24 protein-coding genes, 1 tRNA gene and 3 pseudogenes are annotated in these 26,960 nt (G+C 59.2%); 12 read left to right on the top strand and 16 right to left on the bottom strand.

Annotation, left to right across the window (positions count from 1 at the left end; genetic code table 11):
* Window positions 1-132: 132 nt before the first annotated feature.
* Genes BLL42_RS25550 through BLL42_RS25560 form a run of 3 tightly spaced genes read right to left on the bottom strand, consistent with a single transcriptional unit; the run spans window position 133 to window position 4,089 of the window.
* Window positions 133-2,361 (bottom strand): xanthine dehydrogenase family protein molybdopterin-binding subunit, encoded by a 2,229-nt coding sequence (locus tag BLL42_RS25550; RefSeq protein ID WP_071555322.1) that lies wholly within the window; start codon window positions 2,359-2,361, stop codon window positions 133-135.
* A complete protein-coding gene (locus BLL42_RS25555) occupies window positions 2,345-2,821 on the bottom strand; it encodes a (2Fe-2S)-binding protein (RefSeq protein WP_071555324.1) in 477 nt (158 codons plus the stop codon). The genes BLL42_RS25550 and BLL42_RS25555 overlap by 17 nt, the downstream gene beginning before the upstream one ends.
* A complete protein-coding gene (locus BLL42_RS25560; protein ID WP_071555327.1) occupies window positions 2,818-4,089 on the bottom strand; it encodes a c-type cytochrome in 1,272 nt (423 codons plus the stop codon). The genes BLL42_RS25555 and BLL42_RS25560 overlap by 4 nt, the downstream gene beginning before the upstream one ends.
* 242 nt (window positions 4,090-4,331) lie before the next feature.
* On the opposite strand from BLL42_RS25560, the gene BLL42_RS25565 reads away from it, so the two are divergent.
* Together BLL42_RS25565 and BLL42_RS25570 are read left to right on the top strand one after the other, a co-directional pair.
* Window positions 4,332-5,549, top strand: coding sequence for an MFS transporter (locus BLL42_RS25565; RefSeq protein ID WP_071555329.1), 1,218 nt, complete (start codon window positions 4,332-4,334; stop codon window positions 5,547-5,549).
* A 115-nt stretch (window positions 5,550-5,664) separates the two neighbouring features.
* Window positions 5,665-6,123 (top strand): annotated as a pseudogene (locus BLL42_RS25570) (LysR family transcriptional regulator); the annotation flags it as partial.
* A gap of 120 nt (window positions 6,124-6,243) precedes the next feature.
* On the opposite strand, the gene BLL42_RS25575 reads toward BLL42_RS25570, so the two are convergent.
* A complete protein-coding gene (locus tag BLL42_RS25575) occupies window positions 6,244-7,221 on the bottom strand; it encodes an IS5 family transposase (protein ID WP_071550144.1) in 978 nt (325 codons plus the stop codon).
* A gap of 71 nt (window positions 7,222-7,292) precedes the next feature.
* On the opposite strand from BLL42_RS25575, the pseudogene BLL42_RS25580 reads away from it, so the two are divergent.
* The 3 genes and pseudogenes from BLL42_RS25580 to BLL42_RS25590 form a co-directional block, all read left to right on the top strand.
* Window positions 7,293-7,760: pseudogene (locus BLL42_RS25580) on the top strand (substrate binding domain-containing protein); the annotation flags it as partial.
* 99 nt (window positions 7,761-7,859) lie between these two features.
* Window positions 7,860-8,474, top strand: a complete 615-nt coding sequence (locus BLL42_RS25585) for a DsbA family oxidoreductase (RefSeq protein WP_236722007.1) — start codon at window positions 7,860-7,862, stop codon at window positions 8,472-8,474.
* A 301-nt stretch (window positions 8,475-8,775) separates the two neighbouring features.
* On the top strand, window positions 8,776-9,447 hold the full coding sequence (locus BLL42_RS25590) for an ATPase (protein ID WP_071555333.1): 672 nt from the start codon (window positions 8,776-8,778) through the stop codon (window positions 9,445-9,447).
* Between the two features lie 309 nt (window positions 9,448-9,756).
* On the opposite strand, the gene BLL42_RS25595 is transcribed toward BLL42_RS25590, so the two are convergent.
* The 7 genes from BLL42_RS25595 to BLL42_RS25625 form a co-directional block, all read right to left on the bottom strand.
* Window positions 9,757-11,208: an anion permease gene (locus BLL42_RS25595; RefSeq protein WP_071555334.1), complete on the bottom strand. Its 1,452-nt coding sequence runs from the start codon at window positions 11,206-11,208 to the stop codon at window positions 9,757-9,759.
* A 57-nt stretch (window positions 11,209-11,265) separates the two neighbouring features.
* Window positions 11,266-12,516, bottom strand: coding sequence for a complex I 51 kDa subunit family protein (locus BLL42_RS25600; RefSeq protein WP_071555336.1), 1,251 nt, complete (start codon window positions 12,514-12,516; stop codon window positions 11,266-11,268).
* Between the two features lie 10 nt (window positions 12,517-12,526).
* Window positions 12,527-14,185, bottom strand: coding sequence for an FAD-binding protein (locus BLL42_RS25605; RefSeq protein WP_071555338.1), 1,659 nt, complete (start codon window positions 14,183-14,185; stop codon window positions 12,527-12,529).
* A 10-nt stretch (window positions 14,186-14,195) separates the two neighbouring features.
* Window positions 14,196-14,831, bottom strand: coding sequence for a 4Fe-4S dicluster domain-containing protein (locus BLL42_RS25610; RefSeq protein ID WP_071555340.1), 636 nt, complete (start codon window positions 14,829-14,831; stop codon window positions 14,196-14,198).
* 151 nt (window positions 14,832-14,982) lie between these two features.
* The gene (locus tag BLL42_RS30270; protein WP_071555342.1) at window positions 14,983-15,357 is read right to left on the bottom strand and encodes a hypothetical protein; all 375 of its coding nucleotides are present in this window, start codon (window positions 15,355-15,357) and stop codon (window positions 14,983-14,985) included.
* 88 nt (window positions 15,358-15,445) lie between these two features.
* Window positions 15,446-15,655: a hypothetical protein gene (locus BLL42_RS25620; RefSeq protein ID WP_071555344.1), complete on the bottom strand. Its 210-nt coding sequence runs from the start codon at window positions 15,653-15,655 to the stop codon at window positions 15,446-15,448.
* Between the two features lie 214 nt (window positions 15,656-15,869).
* Window positions 15,870-15,957: transfer RNA gene (locus BLL42_RS25625), tRNA-Ser, on the bottom strand.
* Between the two features lie 124 nt (window positions 15,958-16,081).
* Between BLL42_RS25625 and BLL42_RS25630 the strand changes: the two genes are divergently transcribed.
* Window positions 16,082-16,753 carry a Bax inhibitor-1/YccA family protein gene (locus BLL42_RS25630; RefSeq protein ID WP_071555346.1) on the top strand — a complete coding sequence of 224 codons (672 nt, stop codon included), beginning with the start codon at window positions 16,082-16,084 and terminating at the stop codon, window positions 16,751-16,753.
* A gap of 63 nt (window positions 16,754-16,816) precedes the next feature.
* Here BLL42_RS25630 and BLL42_RS25635 read toward each other — a convergent pair whose 3' ends face one another.
* On the bottom strand, window positions 16,817-17,146 hold the full coding sequence (locus BLL42_RS25635; RefSeq protein WP_071555347.1) for a YceK/YidQ family lipoprotein: 330 nt from the start codon (window positions 17,144-17,146) through the stop codon (window positions 16,817-16,819).
* Between the two features lie 57 nt (window positions 17,147-17,203).
* On the bottom strand, window positions 17,204-17,641 hold the full coding sequence (locus BLL42_RS25640; protein ID WP_019690796.1) for an Lrp/AsnC family transcriptional regulator: 438 nt from the start codon (window positions 17,639-17,641) through the stop codon (window positions 17,204-17,206).
* A 133-nt stretch (window positions 17,642-17,774) separates the two neighbouring features.
* On the opposite strand from BLL42_RS25640, the gene BLL42_RS25645 reads away from it, so the two are divergent.
* Window positions 17,775-18,668: a DMT family transporter gene (locus BLL42_RS25645; RefSeq protein WP_071555349.1), complete on the top strand. Its 894-nt coding sequence runs from the start codon at window positions 17,775-17,777 to the stop codon at window positions 18,666-18,668.
* A 7-nt stretch (window positions 18,669-18,675) separates the two neighbouring features.
* Here BLL42_RS25645 and BLL42_RS25650 read toward each other — a convergent pair whose 3' ends face one another.
* Window positions 18,676-19,755, bottom strand: a complete 1,080-nt coding sequence (locus BLL42_RS25650; protein WP_174553340.1) for an FUSC family protein — start codon at window positions 19,753-19,755, stop codon at window positions 18,676-18,678.
* A 30-nt stretch (window positions 19,756-19,785) separates the two neighbouring features.
* Window positions 19,786-21,411 carry an NADP-dependent glyceraldehyde-3-phosphate dehydrogenase gene (locus BLL42_RS25655; RefSeq protein WP_071555351.1) on the bottom strand — a complete coding sequence of 542 codons (1,626 nt, stop codon included), beginning with the start codon at window positions 21,409-21,411 and terminating at the stop codon, window positions 19,786-19,788.
* A gap of 318 nt (window positions 21,412-21,729) precedes the next feature.
* Between BLL42_RS25655 and BLL42_RS25660 the strand changes: the two genes are divergently transcribed.
* Entirely contained in the window at window positions 21,730-22,617 is an 888-nt protein-coding gene (locus BLL42_RS25660) for a Dyp-type peroxidase (protein WP_071555353.1), read from the top strand.
* 42 nt (window positions 22,618-22,659) lie between these two features.
* Window positions 22,660-22,879: pseudogene (locus BLL42_RS25665) on the top strand (Gfo/Idh/MocA family protein); the annotation flags it as partial.
* Between the two features lie 30 nt (window positions 22,880-22,909).
* On the opposite strand, the gene BLL42_RS25670 reads toward BLL42_RS25665, so the two are convergent.
* Window positions 22,910-24,655, bottom strand: coding sequence for an amidohydrolase (locus BLL42_RS25670; protein WP_071555355.1), 1,746 nt, complete (start codon window positions 24,653-24,655; stop codon window positions 22,910-22,912).
* 104 nt (window positions 24,656-24,759) lie between these two features.
* On the opposite strand from BLL42_RS25670, the gene BLL42_RS25675 reads away from it, so the two are divergent.
* From BLL42_RS25675 to imuA, 3 genes are read left to right on the top strand one after another with little or no spacing between them, the layout of a single operon-like run.
* Complete coding sequence (locus BLL42_RS25675) at window positions 24,760-25,677, top strand: LysR family transcriptional regulator (RefSeq protein ID WP_071555356.1); 918 nt, start codon at window positions 24,760-24,762, stop codon at window positions 25,675-25,677.
* 47 nt (window positions 25,678-25,724) lie between these two features.
* Window positions 25,725-26,342, top strand: coding sequence for a transcriptional repressor LexA (lexA, locus tag BLL42_RS25680; RefSeq protein WP_071555358.1), 618 nt, complete (start codon window positions 25,725-25,727; stop codon window positions 26,340-26,342).
* The gene (imuA, locus tag BLL42_RS25685; protein WP_071555360.1) at window positions 26,342-26,959 is read left to right on the top strand and encodes a translesion DNA synthesis-associated protein ImuA; all 618 of its coding nucleotides are present in this window, start codon (window positions 26,342-26,344) and stop codon (window positions 26,957-26,959) included. The genes lexA and imuA overlap by 1 nt, the downstream gene beginning before the upstream one ends.
* Window position 26,960: the final 1 nt, after the last annotated feature.

Consider the following 26,960-nt stretch of genomic DNA (forward strand, 5'->3'; position numbering starts at 1 on the left):
AAGGGCTGGGCTGGACTCTGATAATCAGCGCTCTTCGCTAAGCCGTATTGCGTGAGTTGCAACACTGGTCGCGGCGCAGGCAACAATGACCGCTCTCACGGAGCGGTCTCGCTCGGTTAGCGATTGCTGCACTTAAAACGATCGAGTCAGGGGCAGTTGCGAAGGCCGGCGGCCAGTGGCGTTAGTCACCGCATTTCCAAGGGCGGCAGCCATAGGGCCTTGTACGATCTCTGCGGCACCCAGAAATGGCTGTCCTGGCTGATCAATCAAATGCACTTCGACATTCCGTGGCAATTGCGGAAAGCGCAGAATCGGATAACCGCTCCAGTCATAACTACGTACTCCACCAGCATCAAAATCGATGGCTTCGTACAAAGTCCAACTGGTGGATTGCACAATCCCACCCTCTATTTGGTTTCGCAGACCGTCGGGGCTGACGATCTGTCCGGCATCCACGGCTGTGACCACCCGATCAACCACTATGTCGCCGGTTTGAGGATGAACGCGTACCTGCACCGCGATAGCGCAATACCCCATGATGTTTTTGTACCGAGCGAAGGCAAAGCCGATACCCACGCCCGGCGCGGTTGGCGTTGCTGTCCAGCCAAAGTTGTCCCGCACTCGCTCTACCACTGCTCGAGCACGAGGATCTTCCAAATGTGCGAGGCGGAAAGCGACTGAGTCCACTCCGGCACGCGTCGCCAACTCATCAATACAGGCTTCAATCGCGAAGACATTGATGTGCGCACCCAAGGAGCGCATTGCCGACGTGCGAAATGGCATCTGGGTGATGAAATTCATGTCGATACGGGTCGATGCCACGCTGTACAGCGGCACGGCGTTACGGTCACCGTCGCCTTCCGGTTGCGCGATAGGAACCGATGGGGCTGAGGCGAACGGTTTGGATAGCAAGCGCGCAGGTAACAAGCGACCGGCATTGACGATGCGTTCGTTGTGCGGGGTCGTCCACAGTTCGTATGCCCAATCCTGAAGTCGACCGCTTTGATCCAGGCTCGCCTGCACCTCGGTGATCATTGCGGAGCTGTAGGGCTCCCACAGGTTTTCCTGCTCTCGCATCCATTGAACCCGCACGGGATAACCGGGCACTCGCATGGCAATCAATGCAGCGTCCGCCGCAGCATCATCCGCCCCGTTATGGCCGTAGCAGCCCGACCCCTCGGTATGGATGCATCGAACCCGATCCAACGGTAACCCCAGCATTTCCGCGATACCCGCGCGTAGCGGGTAGACGCCTTGAGTATGAGTCCAGACGGTAAGCATACCGTCCTTGAGCCAGGCCACCGCGCAGGACGGGCCGATAGAGCCGTGCATGACATAGTGTTTGGTCACCCGTGCCCGGTAACTCGATCCGGGTACCGAAGCCGGACTACCGTTGTGGCTGATGGGGTAACGGCGCGATGGCAATCGAGGGAGCAATGCATGGATATTGCGCGCGTCGGGCAACGCATCGCCTTCGCTCCATTTCGCCTGCTCATACCCTGCGCGCATCGCCTTCACTGCTTGCCATTCGTCCTGTGCAACGACGGCCAGGTAGTTGCCGTCACGCACGACCTGCACCACACCAGGAAGGCTTTGCAAGGCGCTGGCATCAAACGACTGCAGTCGGCAACCTGGTCCAGGTGGCCGGATGAGTCGTGCATGCAGCATGCCTGGAAGACGCATGTCTTGTACGAATGCGGCACCACCACTGACCTTAGCCGGGATGTCCAGGCGAGGCAGCGAATGCCCAATCAGACTGAATTTTTCTGCGGGCTTTGCCGGAGACTTCGGCTCCGCATAGCGATGTAGATCCACTCCGCTTACTGCTTCGAAGTAGGTCATGCGCCGCCCGTTGGGCTCTTGAATCATCGCATCACGTGTCACCAACCGATCAGGCTCAACGCCCCAAAGCCTGGACGCAGACTCCACTAGCAATTGGCGCACTTGGGCCGCGGCGTTGAATAACGCTGTTCCGCTGTCGAAGAGGGTGTGACTACCTGCGGTATAGCCTTCATTGGGTGTCAACGCGGTGTCGGCGGTCAGCATGTTGATTGCATTGGGCGCTACTTCCAAACGCTCGGCTGCGATCTGCAACAACGCGGTTTTTACCCCTGTGCCCAGTTCGGCCTTACCGGTGTAAACGGTTATTCCCTGCGCATCGACGCGGATCCAGGCATCCAGGTAGGGGTTGGTGCGCAAGCTACCGGGCAGGTCTGGAGCCAGCACCAGGGTGCCGAGCGTATCCACTTCAGTGTCGGCCAATACATTGCCTGCAACCGGTAGCAGCGAGAACACCACCAGCAAGGAACCGTTACGCAGGAAGGCGCGCCGCCCAAGATCGACGTTAGCGTTGGTCTTCATGTTGTGCTCCAGACGCGGCGCGGATGGCGTCGATGATTCGCAGGTGTGTGCCGCAACGGCAGAGGTTCGGCGCCATGTGAGCGATAATTGTCTGCTCGTCAGGGTTTGGATTGCGCTCCAGCAGTACCTGGGCTCGCATCAGCATTCCGGCGATGCAATAGCCGCATTGCGCGGCTTGCTTTTCGATAAACGCCTTTTGCAGCGCACTGGGGTGATCGGCTGTACCCAGACTTTCTACGGTGCGGACTTCTTTGCCCTGTACGCTTGAGCAAGGTGTTACACAGGAAAATATCGGCTTGTTGTCGACGATCACCGTGCAGGCGCCGCACTGGCCAAGCCCACACCCATACTTTGCCCCGTTTAGCTCAAGCTGGTTGCGCAAGGCATATAGCAGAGGGGTATCGGCGTCGATGTCCAGATGGTGGGACGATCCATTGACATTCAGGGTCATGTGGGTCATTTCGCATCCTCGCGTAAGTCTTTGATAGTTACTGAGAGGTCGGCCCAGGGATGATCCGGCTCAGCGCGAGCACGCAGATACGTAGCCAGCACAGTGAGTTGGGCTTCGTTCAAGGTGGTGGCAAACGCCGGCATGCCAGGGCCTGAAGCGCCTGGAGTCATAGCGATGCCCTCGAGTACCGTTTTGACGAAGTTGCGCGAAGTGGCGGAGCGCATGGCGGATGTGTCTGCGAGATCAGGACGTCCGTCGATCAATCGCATGGGGGCCCCTGAGCCATGGCAACCTGCGCAGGCAGCCTGGAAGAGTGCTGCCCCTTCATTTCGCGCAGTCGGATCGACAGTTGTGATGTCAGGAGAAGGTGATCGTGGTTCAGCTGGATTGTGCGCACCCAGGCTCAGCAGGTATTCGGCAATGGCTTGCACATCACTGATGGGTACTTTCGCCAGGCTCAGGCTGACCGGCCTCATTGGACCTGCCGCGGCTCCGTGGTCGGCAGCAACCTCACCGCGCAGATAGCCCACCAGTTGCTGGCTGTTCCAGGGCTTATGCGCATGAGCCAAGCCAAGCAGGGAAGGAGCCTCCCAGCCATCGACCATGCCCCCGGCCAGCGATTGCCCAGACTTTTCAGCGCCCAAAAGGTTGAGTGGTGAATGGCAGCCCGCGCAGTGTCCAGCGCCTTCCATCAGATACCGCCCACGATTCCATTGGGCCGTTTGCCGGGACTCCGATTGCGGCTGTTCGCCGTGAAGGAACAGCAGGTTCCAGAACGAAACCAGCGGCCGAATGTTCATGGGGAAGTTCATCTGGTTTGGCCTAGCAGGCGAATCTACTGGCGGCCCGCTCATCAAATAGGCGTAAGCGTCTTTCAGATCGCCTTCGCTCATGCGGCGATAATGTGCGTAGGGAAACGCCGGATAAAGAAAATGCCCGTCGCGGGATATCCCGTGACGCATGGCCCGCTCGAACGTTTCCAGAGACCATTCACCAATGCCGGTGCGATCGTCGGGTGTGATGTTGGTGCTGTAGAGCGTGCCAAAGGGCGTCACCAGCGCGAGTCCGCCAGCCAAATACTCGCCTCCCGGGCGCGTATGGCAGACCGCACAATCGCCGGCCTCGACAACCAGCGCTCCGCGCTTGATCTGCTCGGAATCCTGCAACGCATGTTGCTTGACGGGGGCGAGGGATGGCCGCCACATCAGAGCACCGGCTAAAGCGACGCCACAGACGGCGAGCGTAAGTCCGCCTAACCAGAGACCTTTCTTGTTCATGCTTGGTCATCCTTTGCGGCTGCACTAACCACCCCAACAGCGGTGTGCTTGAGATGCGAAGGGTAGACAGGCATGCGGATGCGGGGGTATCGCCTCGCCGCGCAAAAGTGTGTTGCGCCAACTGCAATGTCCGCTGGGCGTTGCGCCTCGCGCATCGCTGTGTTGCTCCGGAGCCTGATTCCTAAGTTGGAAGCAGGCACCTACGCTAGCGACATCCATTCAACCCCTATTGAGGTGTGACCATGTCCTCTGGCAGCTCCACAACGACCGATCTAAAGGCGCCCCCTATTGCGTCGCCAACCCTGTCCACTGCGCTGGTAATTTTGCTCGCCTTCTGTTGTGGAGCCGTCGTCGCGAATCTGTATTACGCCCAGCCAATCGTTGAACTGATCGCGCCTCAGATTGGCCTATCAAGCGAGCACGCCAGCCTCATCGTTTCATTGACTCAGTTCGGATACGCATTGGGTCTGTTCTTTTTGGTGCCCTTGGCTGACCTGATGGAAAATCGTCGGCTGGTGGTTGGCTTCTCGCTGGCTGCTTCCTTGTGCATGGCCGGTGCCGCACTGAGCCAAACGGCTTCAACGTTTCTGATCTGTTCGTTGCTGATCGGCCTCACTTCGGTCGCAGTGCAAATCCTGGTGCCGCTGGCAGCGCACATGGCGCCAGAAAAGTCCCGCGGCCAAGTGGTGGGCAACATCATGAGTGGTTTGCTGTTGGGGATTCTTCTTTCACGCCCGATCGCCAGTACACTCGCCGAGTCGTTCGGCTGGCACGGTGTGTTTTTCGGTGCGTCTGCCCTGATGGCGATGATTGCAGTCTTGATGGGTGTCGCTCTTCCGCAACGAATGCCCGCTCACCGTGCCAGCTACGGGGCGTTGATCAGTTCGATTTTTACCTTGGCGTGCCGCTACGCCGTGCTTCGTGAGCGCTCTTTGTATCAAGGATTACTCTTTGCCAGTTTCAGCATTTTCTGGACGATTGCGCCTGTCGAACTCATCCGTCATCACCATTTCAGCCAAACACAGGTAGCGCTGTTTACCTTGGTTGGTGCTGTAGGTGCGATAGCGGCTCCGATTGCAGGACGCCTGGCGGATGCCGGTCACGCAAAACGGGGTACCGTCATCGCTTTGATTCTTGCGCCGGCTTCGCTTTTGATCGCTGCGCTGCCAAGCTCAGGTTACCTGTGGTTGGTGGTTAGCGCAGTGCTGCTGGACTTTGCTGTTCAACTGAACATGGTGCTGGGACAGCGTGAGGTCTATGCTCTTGATCCGCACAGTCGCGCTCGCTTGAATGCGGTATACATGACCAGTATTTTCCTTGGCGGAGCCTTGGGCTCACTGCTGGCGAGTCCGCTTTACGAACGATTGGGATGGAATTTGTTCGTCTGTCTGGCTGCTTTGGTCCCCGCCGTTGCTGCCGTGCTGTTTTTTAGCCGCATGCGCGCTAGCGCAAAAGTGTGATTTTTATCAGCACAACCATTCAAGGCAAACGCGCAAGACTTGTTCAGAATGCGTCCAGCTAAATATATAGGTTGAGCCACTAGATCCAGTCGCTCACTACATCGGAACTTGGGCCATGGACAAACTGCTTGCGCTGACTATGTTCGTCGAAACCGTGCGCTGCGGTGGCTATTCTGCAGCAGCGCGTAAACTCGACGTCTCAACTTCATCGGTAACTCGCCAAGTCGCGAGTCTCGAAGCGGAGTTGGGAGCGTCACTGCTCAATCGTACGACGCGTAATACGAATCCCACCGTCGCGGGACAAGCGTACTTCGAAAAGGCTCTTTTTATCCTTGATGCCCTCGCCGAGGCAGACACGGCAGTTGCCGACCGCAGCTCCGAAGCTCGCGGTCGCTTGAGGGTAAGCGTACCGGTCGAGTTTGGTCGGCGGGTCATAGCGCCACACATGGGACGCTTGTTTTCTCAGTATCCAGAGCTAAACGTGAGCCTGTCTCTGAGCGACCAAATGACCGATCTGTTGAAAGAGCGAATCGATCTGTCCGTTCGCTTGGGAAGGTCTGAAGTAGTCAGCGATTTTTGATGCCCTCGTTGGTAGAGGTTCAAAAAACGCTGGCTGGTCAGAAATCAGACCTTTCCTATTCTTAACTCATCGTTTCACCCTTGAGCGACGCCTTTTCAAGGCGCTTTTCCCGCATTACAGGCGCATCTCTCCCGCGACCAGCAGCCGTTTTCGCATCATCCACAGGTTCGACAGGGCAAATAGCGTGGCCTGTTGCGCGGTGTTTTTCATCAGGCCGCGAAAGCGCACTTTCGTATAGCCAAACTGACGCTTGATCACTCGGAATGGATGCTCAACCTTCGCCCGGACTTGTGCTTTCGCATATTCGATTTTGCGCCGCAGGCGCCCGATCAAACTCTTTTTCGCGTGTTTTTTATAGCTGCTGGGCCGTGCGGCAATCGACCAGATCATCTTGCGATTCTGATGCTCAGGACGCTTGTCCACACCGGTGTAACCGGCATCGCCAGACACGTATGATTCCTCGCCATGCAGCAACTGATCGACCTGCGTCACGTCCGCCACATTGGCCGCCGTGCCCACCAGGCTATGCACCAAACCCGACTCGGCATCGACGCCGATATGCGCTTTCATCCCGAAGAAATACATGTTCCCCTTCTTCGTCTGATGCATTTCGGGGTCGCGTTTACCCTCTTTATTCTTGGTCGAACTCGGCGCATGAATGATCGTCGCATCGACCACCGTACCTTGGCGCAACATCAGGCCACGGTCGCCCAGATAACCGTTGATGACCTGCAAAATCCCGCCGGCCAACTCATGTTTTTCCAACAGACGTCGGAAGTTGAGGATCGTGGTTTCATCGGGAATCCGATCCAGATGCAGCCCCGAAAACTGGCGCAGGATAGTGGTCTCGTACAGCGCTTCTTCCATCGCCGGATCGCTGTAGCCGAACCAGTTCTGCATCAGATGAACCCGCAACATCGCCATCAATGGATACGCCGGACGACCACCTTCGCCTTTCGGATAATTCGGCTCGATCAAGGCAATCAGACCCTTCCAGGGCACGACCTGATCCATCTCGATCAGGAAACGCTCGCGGCGGGTCTGCTTACGTTTGCCGGCGTACTCGGCATCGGCGAAGGACATCTGTTTCATCGGGGCTCAACCGTCGTGTTCGGATCAGGCGGCTATTTCACCAAATCTGAAAGTCTTTTTCAGAGTTTCCCTTGGGTTCCTCATTAGCCAGCGAAGACATTATCAGTAAACCAATTGGCCGGTTCGAACGATGGGTAGTAGGAAGCCCCGACTATTTTGCGAGAGCCGGCATTCCCTTGCAGCCCCAAGAACTTTTAAATCACGAATGCTTGCGCTTCGATTACGGGGGCATGCATCACGGTTGGGCTTTTCGCGGCTCAGAAGATTGCATTCGCATCAATGTTCAGGGACGGCTTGAAAGCAATAATGCCGATATCCTGCGTGAGGCGGCTTTGAGTGGCAGAGGCACTGCGTTGCTGGCGGATTGGCTAGTGGCCGAAGATGTGCTCCAGGGGCGCCTGACCCGCGTGCTCGCCAACTACGAGGCCAACCCGGGCGACGCCAATGGCATGATCAACGTGCTGTATTTGCCAAACCATCGAGGATCTAGCCGGGTGAAGGTTTTCATATCTTTTCTCGAAGAAATCCTCAGCTACTGATAGCGATAACAGAGCACACGCAACGCAGCGTTGCGGATGTCTACTCGGATCGGGTCAATTCACCTAAAGTCTGGTCACTGGACATATCGGTTGACCAACATGAAAAACAATTTCATCGCCTTAGCCTTTGATTTCCTCAACCCTTGGTGTTGGATGGGTGAAAAACGCCTGCGTCAAGCCATGGCCAAAACCGGGGTAATCCTCCCTATCGACTACCAGGCTTGTCGGTCAGCGCATCCGAAAGCGCAGATTGGCATGGACTATCGAACATACCGAGAGAATCGCTTCGGCAGCCAAGCCAAAACCTATGAAGAGGCCCTGTCCCTTGCCGCTGCGGAATTCGGCATCTCGTTGGACTTCAGCCGGATCACCACGATGCCGGATACGGAGCCTGCACTTCGGCTCATGCAGTGGCAGAAGGGTAGGGGTAAATGCCCCCGAACCCTGTTTGACGGTATTTACCAAGCGCATTTTTGCGAAGGGAAGGACATAAGCGATCCAGCGTCGCTTCTCGCATTACTGAAGCAAGATGCCGAAGAGCGACAAATGGCCATGAACTTTCTGCGTAGCGAGGACGGCGTTGAGGATCTCGTGAAGGCCGAGCGCGAAACCATCGCGTGGTGTGGACGGCTGACACCAGGCATGAAGTTAGGCGAGACGCTAATAAGCGGCGCGCAGCCATCAGAAATATTGGCAACACTTCTTAAACCTTGATTGAGGAATAGAACTTCGGCCCTGGCATGGATCAATCGTAAGCGTCTTGCTGCGGGCAAGACGAACGGATGTTCGATTACTCTGTGGCCTCGGAGCAAGGGCTTGTCGAAGAGATAAGCAGGCATTCAGATTTAGAGAGGGTCGTGCCTGTAGCAGGTCAGCGCGATCGTCAGCCCATGCCGCCCGCCGCTTTTCACCATTCGTTCAGTTGATAGTTATCATCAAGGAATGCAAGTTCTGTTTTGCCGGCAAAGGAGGAGGATGGCGCTATACCGAAGCCGCTTCTGAAGGAACATACGCGATGAAAATTTCTACCCTGCTGACGCTTGTCGCCGTATTAAGCGGTGGTGTTGCTGCCATAGCGCCTGCCTACGCTGCCGGTGAGCAGTCCTGCCATTTTCTATCGATGGCCGACAGCACCACTGGCCTGCAGCATTCACAATCGGTGGGTGTGCTCTACAGCGAAAACACTATCAATACCCTTGAGTACCTTGAGCAGTACCATTCCGTCGCGCAGAACGGCGCGAAAAATGGTGCGCTCGATTCCCGCATCAGCAGCGCGTTTATCAACAGCTCTGATCCGAAACTGGCGATCGACTGGCTCAAGAGTTCGCTACGGAGACAATTTTCCTCAGTGACCGTGTACGACAACCTCGATGCTCTAGTGCAAGCCCGTCCGGATGTGGTGGTAATGCTGGACACCTACAGCCGTCTGGTGACGAAGCGTAATACCCAGGTCGAAGCGCGTTTTCTCGCCAAGTTCTACGATTCGAACCTGCAATATATCGGTAAGGCCGAAGGCTACAGTGGAAAGGAACTACCCTCAGTCTGGGTTCATGGCAAAGCGGCTCGGGAGATTGCCACACAAATTGACCAGCAACGTGACTTGCAAGTGGATGCCCTGAAACAGTTCGATGCGTCGCTGAAGGCGCTAGTTACGTCCAGCGAAGTGGCTCAGCTTGCAAATAACTGATGGCGTGTCCCCCAGGCTGCATCCGAGAAATACACAATCTGAATTTAGGTAGGGGTGTAGTGGGGCTTGGCGGGGATCACTGGAGCAGTACCGGAACCTCGCGACGGCCTACGGGCATATACTGCAGAAGAAAGCCAAGACCACCTCAACCGGTGGTTTTTTTCGCATCAAGCGACCTGCAGTACTCAGGCAAGCGTAGGCCGGACCAATCGCACTCATGAATCCAATGACTCATGCGTTGAAGTAACCTCGTTCAAGCAGGAGTGGCAAATCGTTGAAAATGGGCAACGCTCTGTTCTGCGGTGTAGCCTAGGACAGCGCAAGGATCCAAGGCGCACCCAGGCCCAGCAGCAGAATGAGAAACAACCCGCCGAAGATAGAGCCCAGGCGCCAGTAATCGGCACTAGGCAGATAACCACTGCCGTAGTAGACCGGGCTCGGCCCCGTGCCATAGGGCGTAATAATACCCATCAGCCCCAGTGAAGTGCCCAGAAGCAGCGCGAAGGCTTGCAGATCGATGCCGCTCACCCCCATCCCGGCCGCCAGCATCACCGGCAGTAGCGCGGTGGTGTGGGCGGTGGAGCTGGCGAACAGGTAATGGGCCAGATAAAACACCACCACCAGCAGCACCATGGCAACGTTTGGAGAAAATCCATTCAGGTGGGCCGCGACGAATTGACCAAACCAGGGCACAAAGCCCACGCGTGTCAGCCCGTCGGCCAGTGCTACCAGCGTGGCGAACCAGGCGAAGGTGTTCCAGGCTGCCTTGTTGCCCAGTGCGTCATTCCAAGTGATGACATTTGTCAGAAGCATCAACACGATGACAAGGATGCCCACCAGGGCCGGGTCGAGCCATGCTCCCGCGAATATCCACAGTCCGAGCGCACTCACCACCAACGCCAACAGGATCTTTTCGCTGCGTGACAGTGAGCCCAGATCTGCCAGTTCGCGGGCAGCCCAGGCCGGCACCTCTTCGTTGCTCTTGATCTGCGGCGGATACAGCCAGTACGCCAGCAATGGCAGCACTGCCAGTAACAGCAGGCCGACCGGTGCTGCGGCGATAAACCACTGGCCCCAGGAAATATGCACGCCGGCGGTTTTTTCGATGAGGGCCGATGCCAGCAGGTTGGGCGCCAATGCGGTCATGAACAGCGAGCTGGTGACACAGGTGGACGCGATGGCAACCCACATCAGATAGGAGCCGATGCGCCGCGCGCTGGGGTCGTTCGGTTTGGAGTCGTATAGTCCAGGCAGGTTGCGAATCACCGGGTAGATGGTACCGCCACTGCGAGCGGTGTTGGACGGGGTAAAGGGCGCCAGCACCAGGTCCGCGAGCATGACGGCATAGCCTAGCGTCAGGGTCTTGCGGCCCATGCGTTTGACCAGCAGCAACGCAATACGCCGCCCCAGCCCGGTCTTCTCATAGCCCAGGGCAAACATGAAGGCGCTGAAGATCAACCAGACAGTGTTGTTCGCGAAGCCCGACAGGCCCCATTTCAAGGCCTCCGTGGGCACCTTGAAGCCTGCGCTGGCCAGTTGTTCTGGACTGAACAGCACCCAGGGGGCCAACACCGCCGCGACCGCGACCCCGATCAGGCCAATCACGGCGCCCGGCAGCGGTTCGAAAATAAGGCCTACGACCACACCCGCGAACAGGGCGAAAAAATACCAGGCATGGGGGGCCAATCCGGCAGGTGCCGGCAGGAGTGCGAGCACCAGCGCAACGCAAGGTGGCAGCAGAAATGTCCAGAGATTACGCACTATCGAGTTCCTAATAATACCGAGGGCTGAATGCGATTGAAGGGTGATTGGACGTCATCAACCCACTGCAATGACTTGAGCGGCGTATTCGTTGCGAAATTGCTTCAGGGAGCTGAGTACCACCGTTGCCGCGCCATCAATCAGGCCACAGCGGCCGCTGCCCGGAAGCAAATGGCAGAGACTCTCCAGTGCCTGTAGGTCATTGGGCAGACCCGTGCCGGTATCGATTCGCCTCAGCAACCGCGAGAGTTGATAGGTACCGGCTTTACAAGGTGGGCACTGGCCGCAGGAGCCCGCCGCAAAGAAATCGACGTACTCTGCCACCTTGCGCACGATGCTGGTGCCCTCCGAGATCACGATCATGGCCCCAGTACCCAGGCTTGAACCACGGGCCTTCAGCGTATCAAAGTCCAGGGGCACATCCAGATCATCCGCGCCCAGCAGGGTATTGGAAGGACCGCCGGTGAATACCGCCTTGAAGGCGCGTTCGCCCAACATGCCACCGCCGTGCTCGAAAATCAGCGTGTGCAACGGGGTGCCCATCGGTAGCTCGTATAGACCTGGCCTGAGTACGTCCCCGGAGAGTGAGTAGAGCTTGGTCCCACAGGCGTCACCCAGGCCCAGGTCTCGGTACCAGGCGGCGCCATGGCGCAGGATGTGGGCAGCATGGGCCAGGGTTTCGATGTTGTTGATCAGCGTCGGTTGGCCATGCACGCCACTTTGCGCGGGATAGGGCGGTTTTTGCCGGGGGAAGGGGAAGCCGCCTTCGACACTGGCGATCACGGCGGTTTCTTCGCCGCCGATATACAGGCCCGAGCTTTCCACCACCGCAAGGTCGATCGGGCGATTCTGGTGCTTGGCGACTTCGGCCAGGAGGGCGCAGCCCCGCCACTGCTCGATGGCCTGACGCACAACGGCCACTGCGCAGTGCTGGTGAGGGTTGACGTAGAGATAAACGTGATTGGCCTGGGTGGCTAGCGCGGCAATCAGCGCGCCCTCGATCACCTGATGCGGCGATTTTTCCAGTAGCTCGCGATCCTTGAAGGTGCCTGGCTCATCCTCGTTACCGTTGCACAGGACATACTTTTCCAGCTCCGCAGGCTGCGCCGCCATGGCTGCCCACTTGCGATGGGTGGGGAAACCGGCGCCACCCAGACCGCGCAGGTTTGCTTCGGCCAGGGTCGAGAGGATGCCGGTTGGATTGCTTAGCGCGGCGCGCAAGCCTTCACCGCCGCCCTGGGCGAACCAGGCATCGAGGTCGGCGCCCACTTGTACGGCAGGGGCGAGTAATACGAGTTGAGTCTTCATCTCAGGCATCTCAGTAAGGCAGCGAGTCGGCGTGAGTGGTTGGCAGTGCGCCAGTGGCACGGTGGGGCACGGCGCTGTGCCGGCGCAGGTCGAAGTTGCCGTACCCGGGGAACAACTCGGGGCCGTAGACGTCCAGTGGCAAGCCGGCGGCGATCAACTGGCGTTGCCAGTCGTACACGTGTGACAGGCCGACCTTCGGCGCGGGCGTGGGGTCGGCGGTGTGTGCCGCGTGCTCTCCAGCCCTGCGTCCGAAGGTGATGATCTCTGCCAGGGCGTTGCCCATCATGCGATTGCGTCCATGGATGCCGCCGCTGATTTCGCCGACGCAGTACAGCCCGCGTACCGAGGTTTCGCCGTTCTCGTTGATGGCCACACCACCGTTTTGATAATGCAGGGTCGGCCGGACGATTAGCGGCTCCACGGCCGGATCGATACCGCACTGGCCCGCGACATGCCCCAGGCTCACCAGGCGCTCCTTGAGAATCCCCGGATGGCGGCGCTCCAGACCGGGCGTATCGAGCAAGACGCCCAGCTGCTCGTCACGCTCGACGCCACGGCCTTCGGCGCATTCCTTGAGGATCGCGGCGGACACTACATCGCGGGTTTGCAGTTCGGGGATGAAACGCTGCCCCAGGCCGTTCACCAGATAGGCTCCGGCCGAGCGCGCGGCTTCGGAAATAAGCCCGCCGACACGATGCGACGGCCAGGCCAATCCGGTGGGGTGATACTGGAAGGAATCGATTTCGCGCAGGCGAGCGCCAAGACGATAGGCCAGGATCAAGCCGTCGGCGGTTGCGCCATAATGGTTGGAAGTGGGGAAACCATTCAGGTGCAGGCGCCCAGCGCCGCCCGTGGCGAGTATCACGCGGCTGGCGCGTACGAGGATGAAGCTGTGTCGTTCCAGGTTGTACAGTACGCCGCCCACGCAGGTGCCGCTTTCGTCGGAGAGCAGCTCTACCAAAGGGCAGCGGTTCCACACGGTCACCCGCTCTTCCAGTTCCACCGCCTCGCGCAGCACCCGCATCATCTCCAGACCCGTGTAGTCCTTGAACGAGAGGATGCGCGCACGGCTGGCACCGCCGGGTTTCTTGCGCAGCAGCTTGCCACCGATCAAGCCGCCCTCGGCGAGATCGAAGTGCATGCCGCGCTCAATCAGCCAACGAATACTCTCCGGCCCCGACTGGGCGAGGCGCGCCGCCAGCGTTCGATCGGCACAGAGGTGGCCGGCGCGCAGGGTGTCTTCAAAGTGAATCTGGGGGCTGTCGTCCTCGCCGACGGCAGCCTGTATACCGCCCTCGGCCATCACCGTATTGCTGTCGCCCAGGCGCAGCTTGGTCGCGAGGATGACATGGGCACCGTGCTCCACGGCGGTCAGCGCCGCCGCGCAACCGGCACCGCCGCCGCCGATAATCAGCACACCGGTATTGACCACCGGGGCACCGGCCAATGCCGCGTCATCAATTTGCGCGTTGCTGTGCAGGCGGTCCGCCAGTTCTCGCGGGCAATTGTCCCCGCGATTCACTCCCACCTGCAGCGGCGTATTGGCCCCAACCTGATAGTCCGGGTGGAAGGCGTGCAGCAGTGCCTGTTTATCGAATGCTTCAGAGGCGGGCTCGCAAGCGCTGGCGCGCAGTTGGGCCAGTGCTTGCAGATAAGGAATACCGGGCATGTTGTGTTCCTTATTCCAGAGTCACGTTGGGGTCGACGCTCATCACACCGCGGTTGATCTGGCTCAGGCGCTGCATCAGGTCCGCCGGTCGAAAGCCGACGGAAGCTGACATCCGGCGTATGTAGAGGCCCAGATGGTTCGGCGAAATATGCTCGGGGCAGGCAATGGTGCACAGGTTGCACATGATGCATTCGTCGAATACCTGGCTCGCTGACAGATCCCCGACGGCGGCCAGGTTGACGCCTTTCTGCACGTCCAGGCCCTTGGGGCAGGCGCGGTCGCAACCGCCGCAGTGCCGGCAATGACTGGCTTCGGGAAAGGTTGCGGCAATGCGCTCCGAGATGTTCCAGGTGTCGTCCCAGTCGTGGAGGTTGTAGGTGTGGTGCCGGTTCATGGGCAGATGGTCGAGGAAACTGATCTGCAAACCCTGCTCGACTCGGGTTTCGCAGGCCAGGGCGGTGCTGACCTCACGTTCGCCGGCACGCCGGATCAGCACCCGGCACGAGCCACAGACGCCTTGGCCCATGCAGCCGATGTCGTCGATGAGCGGTTGTCCTGAGTCGATAACGGCTTCCAGGATCGAACGCAGGGCGCTGGTTTCGATCAGTTCTCCATTGATGGTGACCTGAACCGGGGATGTTGGCATAAAAGCTCCTGAACGCCCCGCAAACGGCAAGGGCTCAAGAGCAGCCTAAAGCATCACGGCCAGAGGGAAACTGATGCGGCTCAATAAAACCGAGCACGCCCCTGTCGAGTTTGTCGACGAAGACATCGGCCACGCACACACCGGACTTTCCTCAGTCATGTAACTTCGCAGCCCTTTGAGGCCGCAGAAAACATAATGTTACGGACCGTCTAGACTCCAACACTCCAGTGCTGAAGGTTCCTGAAAGCATTGACCTCCTAGGTGTTCGATCTCTCTCTGATGTTTCGGTGTTGAGTCTGCCGACGTCTTCCAGCGCCTTTTTGAGCTCGCGACTCAGGTTCGCCTTTTCGCTGCTTAACTGGCTGTTCATCTGCACCAGGCCGAAGATGTCCTCGCGGGCTTTGCGCAGTTGCAGGGTCAGCTCCTGGACTTCATTCTCCAGCATGTGGTTGTAGTGGGAGACGGCTTCCAATTCGGTCGGGCATCCAAGCCAGTCGCTGGTGTCTTCGATGTCGAGGGGGGCCACGGTAGGCGCCTTTGCTTTGCACTGTTTAGATTTACAGCAATCGAGACGAGACGGTCGGGCGATGGGGGGGCGACGAGATGTAGGGCCGTCAGTCCGGCGTCATCAGGACGGCGAGGGTCAGCTTGATGAACTCCTCGTTCTTGTCGATGGTGTCCAAGGCACCGCGAACGTTGTCGGCGACGTCGGCTGAGCCGCGAGCCTCGACCCAGTTGGAAAGCTCCATGATGGCGGCCTCCAGGGCGAGCTGGTTTTCATTGATCTTGTAGAGCAGGGAAGGGAGCAGGTCAGAGTTTGGCATCGCGATTCCTCGGTTATGAGGTCAGCGTAGCAGCGGAAATGTTGTGTTACACGACGGGGAAATGGAGCGGTCGAGGGGACGCCGGAAGGGCTGAAAATGGGCTTAGTTCTGGAACACTTCCAAATTGTTCTGGAACTCATGCTGAGCGCCGAGATCTTCACCAAACCCCAGAAACGAAAAAGCCCTGAATAATCAGGGCTCTAACGTACAAATATGGCGGAGGCGATGGGATTCGAACTCATGGACCTGTTACAGTCGACGGTTTTCAAGACCGTTGCCTTAAACCACTCGGCCACACCTCCGTTTTGCGTTGCGGGCGCCATAATACCTGAATGAAACACACTGTCAAACTCTCTGCATAGCTTGTTACAGAGCGTCTGTTATGATCTTTGCGACTGAACGTTTCAAACCTACAGGAGTGTCGCCATGCGCGAACAGGATTACGCAGTTAATAACAGCGTGCAGGCTGAGCAGCTAGAGGTTAGCCGCGTCCTGCGCAACACTTATGGTTTACTCGCTCTCACGCTCGCATTCAGCGGTGTGATGGCGTTCGTCGCTCAGCAGATGCGTGTCGGCTACCCGAACGTGTTTGTGGTGCTGATCGGTTTCTACGGGCTTTTCTTCCTGACCAACAAGCTCCGCGACTCGGCCTGGGGCCTGGTGTCGGCGTTTGCCCTGACCGGTTTCATGGGGTTCCTGCTGGGCCCGATTCTCAATCGTTATCTGGGCATGCAAGGCGGCGCTGAAGTGGTCAGCTCGGCTTTCGCGATGACCGCACTGGTATTCGGTGGTCTGTCGGCCTATGTGCTGATCACCCGCAAGGACATGAGCTTCCTTGGTGGTTTCATCACCGCTGGTTTCTTCGTCTTGCTGGGTGCGACGCTGGCAGGCATGTTCTTCAAGATCAGCGGTCTGCAACTGGCGATCAGCGCGGGCTTCGTGCTGTTTTCTTCGGTCTGTATTCTGTTCCAGACCAGCGCCATCATTCATGGCGGCGAGCGTAACTACATCATGGCGACCATCAGCCTGTATGTATCGATCTACAACCTGTTTATCAGCTTGTTGCAGATTTTCGGCATCATGAGCCGCGATGACTGATCGCAGCCTTGAGCAAAAAACCCGCTACGGCGGGTTTTTTGTTGTTTGGCATTTGGGCAGGGCTCACTCGGTGACGATAATGCTGCCGTCGGCCTGTTGCCGGTAAATGGTGTAGGGCAGCAACACAGTGTCGAGAGCACCGGAAATAACGGCGTCTATCAAGACGATAATCGTGCCGTTGTTGTATTTTTGCGCGTCGACGCCTGAATGCAGGGGAGCATTCAGTGTGCAGAAATCGTAGGTCAGGCCGCTGTAGATTCGAGGGACGGCGCCGCAGTAGCTTTTCTGTTCCTTGAGACTTTTTATAGCCGCATCGTCATGGCGCACCACTGTCTGGATGGTGCCGCACCCGCCAAGCATCAGTGCCGCCAAGGACATTGCCAGAGTTTTCATACCGCCAATCCTTCGCCGGAAAACCCTCAACTTACACTGTTTGGAATAAAGCAGCACTCACGCCATCGGCGGCAACCGCCGTTTCACCGGGGTCTTCTTGACGATCGCGGTGTTGGTTTCGGCATAGCTGTTGAGGCGGTCGAGCAGGGTGTCCAGCTGTTCCATCGAACGCACATGCAGGCGTGCGATGAAGCAGTCATCACCAGTGACCTTGTCGCATTCGGTGAACTCGGGAATGGCCTGGATCTGCCGTTCGACATTCTGCAACTGGCCGGGCAACGGGCGAATACGCACGATGGCCTGCAGTTGATAACCGAAGCATTTGGGGTCGATGTCGACGGTGTAGCCCTTGAGCACGCCACGCTCTTCGAGTCGGCGCAGGCGCTCGGCGACGCTGGGCGATGACAGGCCGCTGATCTGCGCCAGGGCCTTGAGCGAGCGTCGGGAGTCTTCCATAAGGGCTGCGATCAGCAGTTGGTCAATGTCGTCAGTCATGCAAACTCCCATTAGGCAAATACTTGAATCTGCCTTGATAAAAAAGGTGAATTGGCAGTTTAGCCTGCATTTGAGTCTGGAGTGGCGCGGCGTTGGATTGGCATACTTTGGGCTCATATCGAGGAGCCTGATCATGGATAAAACACTGCGTCGTGGGTCGTTGGAAATGACTGCCGCCATGCTTATTTCCGGGACCATCGGATGGTTCGTGCTGGTCTCCGGTCAGCCCGTGCTGGACGTGGTGTTCTGGCGTTGTGTGTTCGGTGCTGCGACCTTGCTGCTAATTTGCGCAGTGTTCGGCTTTCTGCGCCCGGGCATTCTGACTCGCACCACATTCTTGCTGGCGGTGCTCAGCGGGGTCGCAATTGTCGGTAACTGGGTGCTGTTGTTTGCCTCCTATTCCCGCGCCTCGATTGCCATTGGTACGGCGGTCTACAACGTGCAACCGTTCATGCTGGTCGGTCTGGCAGCGCTGTTTCTAGGCGAGAAGATCACCGCGCAAAAACTGTTCTGGCTCGGGGTTTCATTTCTCGGGATGCTGGCAATCGTCAGTGCCCATGGTGAGCAGGGCGCGGGGGGCGGTGAATACCTGCTGGGGATTGCACTGGCCTTGGGCGCCGCACTGCTTTATGCCTTTGCCGCGCTGATCATCAAACGCCTGACTGGCACGCCACCACACTTGATCGCGCTGATTCAGGTCTGCACCGGCGTGCTGTTGCTTGCGCCGTGGGCGAACTTTTCCGCGTTGCCGCAACAACCCGGCGCCTGGGCCAGTTTGCTGACGCTGGGCGTCGTGCATACCGGCGTGATGTATGTGCTGCTTTACGGTGCGATTCAGAAACTGCCGACGGCACTGACCGGCGCACTGTCGTTTATCTACCCGATTGCGGCGATTTTCGTTGACTGGTTTGCCTTCGGCCATCGCCTTGAACTTCTGCAGTGGATCGGTGTGGTCACGATTCTGCTGGCCGCCGCCGGTATGCAACAGGGTTGGGGCAACGGCGTTCGTAAAGTCGCGACGCAGTGACCGACACTCAGATTTTCCAGCGGGGCGCAGTCTTCACCAATCGCTGGCGCATGTCACTGAGGTTGGCGGCGAGTTGTCGGGTCAGTAATCGATAACCATCCAGCGCGCTGTAGACCGGAGTGCCCATGACGGTCTGCGAGGCGGTTTCATCGGTCGCACGCTCCAGGCGTTGTGTCGTACCGGATTGCAGCGCTCGGGCCATGCCGATCAGTAACACGCGAATCTGCCGGTGCTCGGCTTTCAGCGCCAGTTGCATTTGCGCCATGGCCTGTTCGTCGCTTGCTTCGGGGCGGGTGTTGGCGAGAATTTCCAGGGTGCTGATGCACATCCGCAAGTTGCGCTGGAGGGCATCGAGTTCGGTCATGGACATTCGCACTTCCTTGGACACCGACGGCATCAACGAGCGCAGTTGCACCATCACCCCGTTGAGACGGCTGAGCATCTTGAGGTAGTGGTCATCGGTGACCGATTGGCCGCTGATGATCCGGCTGTAAATACTCGCGCAGTCGCGCAAGGCGCTGGCGAGTTTGTAGCGCCAGGAGTAGACCGCGTACAGCGGCAGCGCGAAAGAAAAGGCCAGGGCCAGGACGATGCCAATGAGGATGTCGACCGTACGCCAGAGCCCGTCGGTCACCGGGTTGTCGCCGTGGCCGGCGACAATGAATACGGTGATCGCCGACAACAGCGCGGTGTAACCGCCCTTGCCAATCGCATGGTAAGAGAAAAAGCCGCAGACCACTGACATACCGAAGTAAGTCAGCCACGGCATGCCGAGCCAGGCCTGCTGCGCAACCAGCAGCAAGCCCACACCAGCACCTATCAGTGTGCCATACGCGCGCTCGGCGGCTTTCTTGCCGATGTTGCCGTGGTGCTGCAAACCACCGATCACCACCAACATGGTCACTGACGCCCATTCGCCGTGGGGCAGGTGGATCCCGGTGGTCAGCAGAATAGTCGCCAACAACCCCAGCGACACCCGTATGGCGTGGATCAGTTTGGCGTTGCGATAGCGCCGGTACGGGTCCAGAAGCGGACGCAGTAGCCGGCGCAGCAACGGTGGCAATCGGGATGATCGAAAGGCTGTCATCGGGTTTGCGGGGTGTCCTCAGAGTGCGTTCTAGAAAATATAGTCGGTGGTCAGGAAACTCGACTCCCGTCCGCGGATGATATCGCTGATCAGTTCCTTGTTGCTCTCCTGGAACTTGGTCGCCACCAGCGTACGGATCGAAAATGTCCGCAACGCATCGTGCACCGACAGCGTGCCCTCGGCCGAATTCTTGCGTCCGTTGAACGGGAAGGTATCCGGGCCGCGCTGGCACTGGGCGTTGATGTTGATCCGCCCGACCTGATTGGCAAAGGTATCCACTAACCGCCCAACCTCGACAGGATTGGTGCCGAACAGGCTCAATTGCTGACCGAAGTCAGACTCGAGGACGTAGTCGATCACCGTCTCCAGGTCACGATAAGGAACGATAGGCACCACCGGGCCGAACTGTTCCTCTTGATAGACGCGCATGTCGGTAGTCACCGGGTACAGCACCGCCGGATAGAAGAACGAACCGCGTGCCTGGCCGCCATTCTCGTTCACCACGTTGGCGCCTTTTCTCACGGCATCGTCCACCAGCCCATGCAGGTAATCGACCTTGCCCGACTCCGGCAGCGGGGTCAGCGACACACCGTTTTCCCACGGCATACCGGGTTTGAGCGTGGCGAGTTTACGATTGAATTTTTCGATGAAACGGTCGACCACTTGCTCGTGAACGAAGAGGATCTTCAGCGCAGTGCAGCGCTGGCCATTGAACGACAGTGAACCGGTGACAGCTTCGTTGACCGCGTTGTCCAGATCCACCTCGGGCAGCACGATGCCGGGGTTCTTCGCGTCCAGCCCTAAAGCTGCACGCAAACGGTGGGGTTTGGGATGGAGTTTTTTCAGGTCGCTGGCGGCCTTGTTGGTGCCGATGAAGGCAAAGATATCGATCTTGCCGCTGGCCATCAGCGCGCTGACGGTCTCGCGACCGCTGCCATAGATCACGTTGATCACCCCGGCCGGGAAGCTGTCGCGGAACGCTTCCAGCAACGGGCGAATCAGCAGGACGCCGAGCTTGGCCGGTTTGAACACCACGGTGTTGCCCATGATCAGCGCCGGAATCAGCGTGGTGAACGTCTCGTTCAGCGGGTAGTTGTAAGGCCCCATGCACAAGGCGACGCCCAGCGGTACGCGACGGATCTGGCCAAGTGTGTCCTGTTCCAGTTCAAAACGGCTGGAGCGACGGTCGAGTTCCTTGAGGGCGTTGATGGTGTCGACGATGTAATCGCAGGTGCGGTCGAACTCTTTTTCCGAGTCCTTGAGGTTCTTGCCGATTTCCCACATCAGCAGCTTGACCACCGCCTCGCGCTGTTCGCGCATGCGGCTGAGGAACGCTTCGACATGCTGAATCCGCTCGGCCACCCGCATCGTTGGCCAGTTGCCCTGGCCACGGTCATAGGCGCGGACGGCGGCGTCGAGGGCGGTCAGCGCGGTCTCGGCGTCGAGCAGCGGTGTGCTGCCGAGAATGACTTGTTCATCAGCGTTTTCACTGGCCAGGTACACCGGACTGCGCACCACTGCCAAGGGGCCGCTCCAGATTTTCAGGACGCCATCGACGAGGTATTCGCGTTGCTCGACCGGATCGCCCAGGCGGTACTTTTCCGGGATGTCGGCGGAGGTCGGGAACAGGTTGCCAAGGATGTTTGCTGTGGTCATGTCGCTACCCCGTCTGGATTGGGTGATGCGGATAAGGTTTTTATCGCCAGACCCTGCCGCGAGGTCAAGGTCTGTCAGCAGTGCTTTTTTCAAGAATGATGACTATGGCTACAAATCACTCTTGTGCTGCTTTTGGCCGGCATAGGATGCGCGCCTTGATCAGCATGGCTGAATCGTTTTATCAGATTGCTGCGGCAGCTGCTACGGGGGATTTGAGCTACAGCAGAACAGATTTCTGTCTGCACCGCTCTTGCGCCTTTCAACGCACACAAACCGCCGCGTGCCGGGTAAACTTCATGCCTTTCCAGAGGAGTTCTCATGAGTTACTACCAGCCGGGCATCCTTGCCACCCCTGTTCCGCCTCAGGCGCGTCATCTGTTTTTCGCTCTCGAATCCGTCGAGGCTCTGCCGGCTGCGCTTGAGAAACTGATGCAGCGGGTGGACGGCAAGTCGGCGGTGGTCGGTTTTGGCAAGTCGCTGGTGAATGCACTGGGCGCGAAAGTAGCGGGGCTGCGACCGTTCCCGGCGATGACCGGCGTTGGTGTCGATAACCCTTCGACACAGTACGCGCTGTGGTGCTGGCTGCACGGTGAGGATCGCGGCGAGTTGCTTAATCGCAGCCGTGCCCTTGAAGTCGCGCTGGCTCCAGCGCTGCGCCTGGTGCAGATGAACGAAGCCTTCCGTCACATGAGTGGCCATGACCTGACGGGCTATGAAGACGGCACCGAGAACCCCCACGACGAAGCCGCCGTTGCCGCAGCGCTGGTGGCTGAGGGTGAGGACGGACTGGTGGGTGGCAGTTTCGCCGCGATCCAGCAGTGGCAGCATGACCTGAACGGTTTCAATGCGATGCCGTCCCATGAGCAGGACAACATCATTGGCCGTCGCAAGAGCGACAACGAAGAACTCGACGACGCGCCGATCTGCGCCCACGTCAAACGCACAGCCCAGGAAAGCTTCACCCCCGAAGCATTCATCGTGCGTCGCTCGATGCCGTGGATCGAAGGCGATCGTGCCGGCCTGATGTTCCTGGCCTTCGGACACTCCTTCAACGCCTTCGAAGCCCAACTGCGCCGCATGAGTGGCCTGGAAGACGGCATCGTTGACGGTCTGTACCGCATGAGCCGGCCGATCACCGGCGGCTACTACTGGTGCCCGCCGCTCAAGGACGGCCAGCTGGATCTGCGCGCACTGAACATCGGCTGAAGACTGGATATTGACTCAGTGAGAGGGCGATGAAGGTCGTGCGGCGGCTACTTTGTTGACCTCGCCTGTCATGGCCTCGATCTGTTCCAGTACCGGCTGGGCGACATCGTTGAAGTCGCCGGTTTCACTGCACGTCAGGCCGGGTTGTATGCGGCTGAAGACGCAGTGAGCGCCAGTTGGCGCTTCGCTTGGCATGGGTTGCTGGAACTTCATCGCCGATCGCCGTGAAGACCGTGTCGAGCTGATCGGCAGTCAGGGCAAACGTAGGCCGGGTCAGCGCGGACAGACTTTTTTACTGTGCGGCGGGGGCGTAGACTTCGCGGCCGGCAAACCAGGTGCTCAGTACCCGAGTGTCGTGCAGGGCTTTTTCATCGACCTTGAACACATCACGGTCGACGATAATGAAGTCCGCCTGCTTGCCGGGCTGGAGTGAACCGATCTGCTGTTCCAGGCCAATGGTGCGAGCGGCGTTGACGGTGTAGGCGTAGAACATGCTCTCGCGGTCGATGCTCTCTTCGGCGTTCAACACACCTTTGGGCCCCACGCGGGTGATGGCCTGGGCAATCGCGTTGAACGGGTTCGGCGATGACACCGGCCAGTCACTCGCACCGGCAATCGTTGCGCCTTGCTTGAGCAGCGAGTGCGCCGGGTACTGGTAGCGGAAGGCGAGCGCGCTGACGTACGGCTTGACCATGCCCAGGGTGTACTCGTCAGCCGTGGCCCAGAGCAGCTGCATCGAGGCGATCACGTTGAGTGGCTTGAAGCGCGCAAATTCCTTGGGATTGACCAGTTGCAGATGGGTGATGGAGTGGGTCACACCGCTTTGCCGATCCTTGCGTGCCTGCTCGATACCGTTCAACGACTCACGTACCGCGCGGTCACCAATGGCGTGAATGTGCACCAGCCAGCCGCGTTGGTCGGCGGCGCTGACCAACTCACCGAAATGCGCCGGATCGATCAGCAGTTCTCCCTGCTTGTGCGAGTTGTTGTAGGGATCAATCAGCGCTGCGCTCTGTGCCGGAAATTCCAGTACGCCATCGGCGAAGATCTTGATGCCGGGCAGGCTCAGGTTCGGGATGCCCTGGAACTGCTTGCGCACAATGTCCAGTGTGTCGAGGTCAGCCGGGCGGCTCCGGGGATTGGCCACCAACAGCGCGGCGACGTGCGCGCTCATTGCCCCGGTTTCAGACAACGCCTTGTACACCGGTAAGACGCCGACGGTTTTTTCCGTGGGTTTGAGGGCGAACACCGGTTCCCCCGGCGCGGCGTTGGCGGCCGGGTCCATCCAGGCGGTGATGCCCAGACTGTTGTTGAATCGCAGCGCAGCCTGGGCTGCACGCAACAGGTCCGCCGGACTCGCTTTGGGCATGACCGAAGCGACCCGGTCCCAACCCGCATCCACCAGAAATCCGTTAGGCGCGCCATTCGCCCGGCGGCCGATGGTGTCGCGCTCGGCGGCGGGCAGGTTGTTGATCAGTGCGACATCGATCCCGGCACGCACGAGCATCACGTTATTGGCCCAGGCGGTGTGGTGATCGCTGCCGATGAATACGACCGGTACCTGTGCCCATTCACCCTGATTGAAACGCTGGGCAAAGGCCTCGGTCTGGGCCCAATAGGTTGAACTCATACCGGCCACACTCAGCACATCGCCGTGCCGGGCCTTACCGTCGTCACGCCAGTCGCGCAGGCGTTTTTCCAGTTCGTCGAGGCTGACTTGCTCATCTTCCATATTGGCCAAGGTCAGTTCGAGGCCGCCGAAGATCGCGTGTGAGTGGCTGTCGATCAGGCCGGGCATCAGGGTTTTGCCCGCCAGATCAATGACGCGGGTCGAGGGTTCGATCAACGCCTTGATCTGCGCGTCACTGCCGACCTGCAGCACCTTGCCGTCTTGCACCGCCAGGGCCTGGACCTTGGGTTGGGCGTGGTTGGCGGTGAAGATCTTGCCGTTGATCAATACCAGGTCGGCGGCGGCCATGGCTTCCATCGAGGCAAAAGCCACGGCGCAGCTCAGGAGTGTCGGGATCAATCTATTCATGCGGGGTGCCTTGTTTTTATTCGTCTGGAAGCGAGACTAGTGGCTTGGCGCGCTGGGTAGAACGCCTGAAACCAGCAAAACCCTTTTGCCTGAATGGAAAAACCATGGACAAGCTCAGTGCCTTGAAAATGTTTGTCGCGACGGCGGAGCACGGCAGTTTCAGCCGTGCCGCGCAGCAGCTGGGCAAAACCCCGTCGGCGCTGACCAAAGCGGTCAGCCATCTGGAAGCTGAGCTGGGTGCGCGCTTGTTCGAACGCAGCACCCGCCGCACGTTGTTGACCGAGGTTGGGCGGCTTTATCTGGAGACCGCGCGCCAGGTGTTGCAACGCCTGCAAGAGGTCAATGAAGAGATCCTGCAGTTGCAGCATGGTTTGCAGGGCAGCCTGAAAATCACCGCGCCGCTGGCCTTCGGTCGGGCCTTTCTCGACGAGGCGTGCGCCAGCTTCCTCGATGAGTACCCGCAAATCAGTTTGCACATCGACCTGTGCGATGAGTTCGTCGATCTGCTCGAAAGCGGCTACGACCTGGCATTGCGTGAAGGCCATGACGACCTGCCCGGACAGATCGCCCGAGTTGTCGGGAATAATCGCCTGGCGCTTTGCGCCAGCCCGGATTACCTGGCGCGCAACCCGGCACCGGTGACGCCGCAGACCCTCGATCAGCATCACTGGCTGCTCTATCACCATGCGGACCTGAGCCGTGAGTTCTGGTGGGTCGAGCGCGACGGTCAACGGCTCAGCTTGCCCCAGCCGTCGCGGCCGCGCCTGAAAAGCGACAATTACGACTTGCTGTTGGCCGGTGCGCTGGCAGGATGCGGCCTGCTGCACACGCCGCTGTGGAGCGCCGCGCCGTATCTGGCGGATGGTCGGCTGGTACGTTTGATGGCCGACTACGAGATTGATCCGGACGCGTTTGGTTCGCACATCCTGGCGGTGTACCCCAGCCACCGTCGTGCCACTGCCAAAGTGGCCGCTTTCATCGATTTCATTTCGGCTTTTCTGCGGCAGCGCGGCTTGAGCTAAGCGTTACGACTGGCGGTTCTTGTCAGGAAAAGCCGAGTGGAGTACAAATGTACTCCATGACGACTTTGACTCCCCGCCGTACCGCCATCCTGACCTTCATCCGCGACCGCATCGCGCAGCAAGGTCAGCCGCCGAGCCTCGCTGAAATCAGCGAGGCGTTCGGTTTTGCCTCGCGCAGCGTGGCGCGCAAGCACGTGGTGGCGCTGACCGAGGCCGGCTTCATCGAGGTCAATCCGCATCAGGCCCGTGGTATTCGCTTGCTCAATCAGCCGCGTCGCCCCGAGTTGCTGGACATCCCGGTACTCGGGCGGGTGGCCGCCGGTGCGCCGATGGGCGTCGATGCCGAGGTTCACAGTCGCTTGTGGCTGGATCCGTCGATGTTCTCGCGCACGCCGGACTACCTGCTGCGGGTTCAGGGCGACTCGATGATCGACGACGGTATTCTCGACGGAGATCTGGTGGGCGTACGCCGCAGTGCCGAGGTGCAAAACGGCCAGATCGTCGTCGCGCGGCTCGAAGGCGAAGTCACCATCAAACGCTTTGAACGGGCAGGGAACAGCGTGCGGTTGCTGCCGCGCAACCCGGCTTACAGCCCCATTGTGGTCACCGCCGATCAGGACCTGGCGATTGAGGGGGTGTTCTGTGGTCTGGTGAGACAAGGGTGATGGGCGCCGTCGTTGCGCTGGATACGCTGTTCAATGGTGGCCAGGTCTGGAAAGGCCGGCCCGCGCCGCCGAGCGTCAGTCCGCAGCCGACCGGGCATGGGTTGCTGGACGCTGCTTTACCTACGGGCGGCTGGCCGGAAGCGGCGCTGACGGAAATCCTCATCGCCGGGCAAGGCGTGGGTGAATTGCAACTGGTATGGCCAGCCTTGGCTCGACTGACGACCGCCGGTGAGCGAGTGGTGCTGGTAGCGCCGCCATCTGTGCCGTATCCCCAGGCCTGGCAGAACGCCGGGGTGGATGTGCGGCAGTTGTCGATCATCCAGGCCAGTGACCGAGAGGCGCTGTGGGCGGCGGAACAATGCCTGCGTTCGGGCAGTTGCGGGGCGGTGCTGTGCTGGCCGCAACAGGCGGATGACCGCGCCTTGCGCCGCTTGCAGGTGGCGGCGGAAACCGGGCAGACCCTGGCGTTTGCCTATCGCTCGATCAAGGACGCCATCAACCCTTCGCCGGCGGCCCTGCGCATCGCCATCGATTCAAGGCCTGCGCAGTTAAGGGTGCTCAAGTGCCGTGGTGGGCTGGCCCGTTCGGCGCCGATTGCCTTCGCCACGGGGCAGTGAG

Source organism: Pseudomonas frederiksbergensis (assembly GCF_001874645.1).
Classification (GTDB): Bacteria; Pseudomonadota; Gammaproteobacteria; order Pseudomonadales; family Pseudomonadaceae; genus Aquipseudomonas; species Aquipseudomonas frederiksbergensis_B.

Coding starts and splice junctions, on each gene's coding strand:
- BLL42_RS25550 (WP_071555322.1), bottom strand. CDS start 2,361: ATGAAGACCAACGCTAACGTCGATCTTGGGCGGCGCGCCTTCCTGCGT.
- BLL42_RS25555 (WP_071555324.1), bottom strand. CDS start 2,821: ATGACCCACATGACCCTGAATGTCAATGGATCGTCCCACCATCTGGAC.
- BLL42_RS25560 (WP_071555327.1), bottom strand. CDS start 4,089: ATGAACAAGAAAGGTCTCTGGTTAGGCGGACTTACGCTCGCCGTCTGT.
- BLL42_RS25565 (WP_071555329.1), top strand. CDS start 4,332: ATGTCCTCTGGCAGCTCCACAACGACCGATCTAAAGGCGCCCCCTATT.
- BLL42_RS25575 (WP_071550144.1), bottom strand. CDS start 7,221: ATGAAACAGATGTCCTTCGCCGATGCCGAGTACGCCGGCAAACGTAAG.
- BLL42_RS25585 (WP_236722007.1), top strand. CDS start 7,860: ATGAAAAACAATTTCATCGCCTTAGCCTTTGATTTCCTCAACCCTTGG.
- BLL42_RS25590 (WP_071555333.1), top strand. CDS start 8,776: ATGAAAATTTCTACCCTGCTGACGCTTGTCGCCGTATTAAGCGGTGGT.
- BLL42_RS25600 (WP_071555336.1), bottom strand. CDS start 12,516: ATGAAGACTCAACTCGTATTACTCGCCCCTGCCGTACAAGTGGGCGCC.
- BLL42_RS25605 (WP_071555338.1), bottom strand. CDS start 14,185: ATGCCCGGTATTCCTTATCTGCAAGCACTGGCCCAACTGCGCGCCAGC.
- BLL42_RS25610 (WP_071555340.1), bottom strand. CDS start 14,831: ATGCCAACATCCCCGGTTCAGGTCACCATCAATGGAGAACTGATCGAA.
- BLL42_RS25620 (WP_071555344.1), bottom strand. CDS start 15,655: ATGCCAAACTCTGACCTGCTCCCTTCCCTGCTCTACAAGATCAATGAA.
- BLL42_RS25630 (WP_071555346.1), top strand. CDS start 16,082: ATGCGCGAACAGGATTACGCAGTTAATAACAGCGTGCAGGCTGAGCAG.
- BLL42_RS25635 (WP_071555347.1), bottom strand. CDS start 17,146: ATGAAAACTCTGGCAATGTCCTTGGCGGCACTGATGCTTGGCGGGTGC.
- BLL42_RS25640 (WP_019690796.1), bottom strand. CDS start 17,641: ATGACTGACGACATTGACCAACTGCTGATCGCAGCCCTTATGGAAGAC.
- BLL42_RS25645 (WP_071555349.1), top strand. CDS start 17,775: ATGGATAAAACACTGCGTCGTGGGTCGTTGGAAATGACTGCCGCCATG.
- BLL42_RS25650 (WP_174553340.1), bottom strand. CDS start 19,755: ATGACAGCCTTTCGATCATCCCGATTGCCACCGTTGCTGCGCCGGCTA.
- BLL42_RS25655 (WP_071555351.1), bottom strand. CDS start 21,411: ATGACCACAGCAAACATCCTTGGCAACCTGTTCCCGACCTCCGCCGAC.
- BLL42_RS25660 (WP_071555353.1), top strand. CDS start 21,730: ATGAGTTACTACCAGCCGGGCATCCTTGCCACCCCTGTTCCGCCTCAG.
- BLL42_RS25670 (WP_071555355.1), bottom strand. CDS start 24,655: ATGAATAGATTGATCCCGACACTCCTGAGCTGCGCCGTGGCTTTTGCC.
- BLL42_RS25675 (WP_071555356.1), top strand. CDS start 24,760: ATGGACAAGCTCAGTGCCTTGAAAATGTTTGTCGCGACGGCGGAGCAC.
- lexA (WP_071555358.1), top strand. CDS start 25,725: ATGTACTCCATGACGACTTTGACTCCCCGCCGTACCGCCATCCTGACC.
- imuA (WP_071555360.1), top strand. CDS start 26,342: ATGGGCGCCGTCGTTGCGCTGGATACGCTGTTCAATGGTGGCCAGGTC.